This is a genomic window from Kribbia dieselivorans NBRC 106261 (genome assembly GCF_001552435.1).
Lineage (GTDB): Bacteria > Actinomycetota > Actinomycetes > Actinomycetales > Dermatophilaceae > Kribbia > Kribbia dieselivorans.
Genome location: NZ_BCRE01000169.1, coordinates 1 through 3,115 on the forward strand (window position 1 = coordinate 1; position 3,115 = coordinate 3,115).

General features: G+C 70.4%; 4 protein-coding genes. 2 read left to right on the forward strand and 2 right to left on the reverse strand.

What is annotated here, in order from left to right:
• Positions 1–27: 27 nt before the first annotated feature.
• Both KD1_RS13150 and KD1_RS13155 read right to left on the reverse strand, forming a co-directional pair.
• The gene (locus KD1_RS13150; RefSeq protein WP_068402632.1) at positions 28–1,230 is read right to left on the reverse strand and encodes a Dyp-type peroxidase; all 1,203 of its coding nucleotides are present in this window, start codon (positions 1,228–1,230) and stop codon (positions 28–30) included.
• A complete protein-coding gene (locus tag KD1_RS13155; protein ID WP_068402634.1) occupies positions 1,227–1,805 on the reverse strand; it encodes a copper chaperone PCu(A)C in 579 nt (192 codons plus the stop codon). Before KD1_RS13155 ends, KD1_RS13150 begins: the two co-directional genes overlap by 4 nt.
• A 167-nt stretch (positions 1,806–1,972) precedes the next feature.
• Between KD1_RS13155 and rbfA the strand changes: the two genes are divergently transcribed.
• Together rbfA and truB are read left to right on the forward strand one after the other, a co-directional pair.
• Positions 1,973–2,419: a 30S ribosome-binding factor RbfA gene (rbfA, locus tag KD1_RS13160; protein ID WP_068402636.1), complete on the forward strand. Its 447-nt coding sequence runs from the start codon at positions 1,973–1,975 to the stop codon at positions 2,417–2,419.
• The coding region (gene truB, locus KD1_RS13165) for a tRNA pseudouridine(55) synthase TruB (protein WP_068402637.1) at positions 2,412–3,115 on the forward strand (704 nt) is incomplete at its 3' end. The genes rbfA and truB, both read left to right, overlap by 8 nt.

Consider the following 3,115-nt stretch of genomic DNA (forward strand, 5'->3'; position numbering starts at 1 on the left):
GCGGGGGTGTGGGCGGTGGGGGCCCGGCTACGCGAACAGGGACTGGCCCAGGTACTCGCCGTCGGCGGCACCGGGCAGCACCGCGTACACCGCCGAGCCGATCGGGTACGTCCAGAGGTTGAGCAGGTCCGCCTGGGCCAACCGCCGCTGCACCGGCACGAACTGACGTACCGGATCGGCGCAGAACGCCACGAAGACCAGACCGGTCCCATCGGGGTCGGTCGAGTCGTCGTAGCTGTACGGCCGACGCAGGAACCGCTCGTGCGGCGCCCGCGGCATGGCCCGACGCATGTGGGCGCCGTTGTCGATGACGGGGAACCCGAGATCGTCCTTGGCCAACAGGTCCGGGGGAGTCATCTCGTCTCCGCCGGTCAACGGCGCTCCGTTGTCGAGTCGGCGACCCATCGCGTTCTCCCGGGAGTACCGGTCGGCGCGGTCCCAGGAGTCCATGTCCATGACGATGCGGCGGATGACCATGGCCGAGCCGCCGGCGAACCACCCGGCGTCGTCCCCGGCCCAGATGACCGCGTCATCCTCGCCGTCGACGACCGGGTTGACCGTGCCGTCCTTCTGCCCGAACAGGTTGCGCATCGACCCCCAGTGCGGCTGCGCCACGGGCTCGCGGAACCCGCGCTGCACCCACTCCACCTTCGCCAACCGGCCCGCGGCCGTGATGAGTTGACGCTGCGTGTGCGAGACGGTCGCCGCGCTCTCGGCGGCGATCTGCAGGCACAGGTCCGTGCCGGCCCACCGGTCGTCCAGGCGTCCATCGATCTGATCGAACCGCGGCAGGGGTTTGAGCCACGACGGAGCCTTGGCCGACGCGCCGATCCGCTCGAAGAACCCCGGCCCGACCGCGACGGTCACGGTCAACCGGTGCACCATCTCGGCCAGTTCGGGCTCCTGGTCGGTCAGGGTGCCCGACCCGGCCGTCAGCCGCGCGATGTCATCGCTCCACACGGTCAGCAGACGTCGCACGTCATCGCGGCGCACGGCCTTCGGTAGCGAGAACGCCACCCACACCGCGTGGGCTTGGGGCGCATCAGCGATCCCGTGCTGCCGCGCTCCGTGAAACTCGCGCGCCCGAGCCGTGACGGCCACGCCGGGCGGATCGCCGTTCGCGGCCTTGGCATCACCCTCACCGGACCGGCCGCACCCGGCCAGCGCCAGGCCCGACAGACCAGCCAGGCCCGCGCCGCCGATGACCGCGCGACGAGAGGGGGCGCTCATGAGTGGTTCATGCTCGAGTGGTCGCTCGAGCCGGTCGAGTGCATGTCCTCCGCCTCGGGGGCGTAGGTCTCCTCGGCGCCGGTGAACTCACGGCCGGGCACGGTGAGGTCGTACGTTGTGCCGTCGGCGTCCTTGACGCTGACGGTCAGCGGGTCGCCGGCCTTGATCTCCTGCTTCAGGCCCATGAGCATGATGTGGTTGGCGCCGGGCTTGAGCTCGAACGTGCCACCGGGCTCGATGGTGAAGCCCTTGTCGGTGCGCTTCATCACCATGGCGCCGTTCTCCTTGACGGTGATGTGCGTCTCGACCTTCGACGCCGCCGTGGAGGAGCCGCCCGTGATGGTGATCGGCGCATCGGAGCTGTTCTCCAGGGTGCCGAAGACGCCGGTCATGGTCTCCGTGGTGGCCTTGACCCAGCCGTCCTTGATCGCCAGCGCCGCCGTCGCCGGGGTGGTCGAGGTGGTCGCGCCGGCGGGCGTGTCGGCCGGGTTGGTCGACGTGCCGCAGGCGCTGATTCCGCTCACCGCCAACGTCAGTGCGGCCAGGGCGGAGACAGAGGCAAGGCGCGAGCGCATAACTGCAAATCCTTTGCATCAAGGGAGTGGATGCCCCCTACCGTATCGACCCCCGTCGACGGGCCCGCAACTCAGGTGACCCTTGCTGTCCTCGCCTCGTCCACTCCGCGCCGGAGCATCACCTAGGCTGTTGGGTCGCAGGAACCACAACGACAACGGAGGACCCCATGGTCGACACGGCACGGGCGCGCAAGATCGCCGACCGGATCAAGGAGGTCATCGCGGCCAACCTCACCCAGGTCATCAAGGACCCGGATCTCGGTTTCGTCACCATCACCGATGTACGGGTCACCGGAGACCTCCAGCACGCCTCGGTCTTCTACACCGTCTTCGGTGACGAGGCCCAGCACGCCACCACCACCGAGCTCCTGGCCAGCCACCTGGGGCGGATGCGCTCGCTGGTCGGCAAGCAGCTCGGCATCCGCCTGACGCCGACCCTCGAATTCCTCCCCGATGCCCTGCCCGAGTCGGCGACCGCCATCGAGGACCTGCTGCGCGAGGCCAAGGAGAAGGACGCCCAGGTCGCCGCCACGCGCACCGGCGCCACGTACGCCGGCGATGCCGACCCGTACAAGAAGCCCGACTCGGAGGACGCCGACGGCGCCGATGCCTGACGCCGCACCGGACGGGCTGCTGCTCGTCGACAAACCGGCCGGCTGGACCAGCCACGACGTCGTCGCCAAGGCGCGCCGGCTCTGCCGCACCCGCAAGGTCGGGCACGCCGGCACGCTGGACCCAATGGCCACCGGCGTGCTCATCCTCGGGGTCGGCCGCGCCACGAAGCTCCTGACGTTTCTCGTGGGCGCCGACAAGGCCTACACCGCCACGGTGCGCCTGGGGCAGGCTACGATCACCGACGACGCCGAGGGTGAGGTCATCGGCGCTCCGGAGCGCAGTGCGGCCGGGTTGTCGCGCGACGAGATCGTCGCCGCTGCGAGGCCCCTGACCGGCGACATCGACCAGGTCCCCAGCGCGGTCAGCGCGATCAAGATCGACGGCAAGCGGGCGTACCACCGGGTGCGCTCGGGGGAGGACGTCGACCTGCCGGCACGACCGGTGACCGTTGCGCGATTCGACGTCGGCGAACTCCGCCCGGTCGAGCTCCCCGATGGGCAGCGGGTGCTCGACTGCGACATCGAGGTCGAGGTCTCGTCCGGCACGTACGTGCGCGCCCTGGCCCGCGACCTCGGGGCCGCGCTGGGCGTCGGCGGTCACCTCACCGCGCTCCGTCGTACCCGGGTGGGTGGTTTTCGGATCGCCGATTGCACCGATCTCGACGACCTCATCACGGCGGGGGAGGCCGGCCAGGA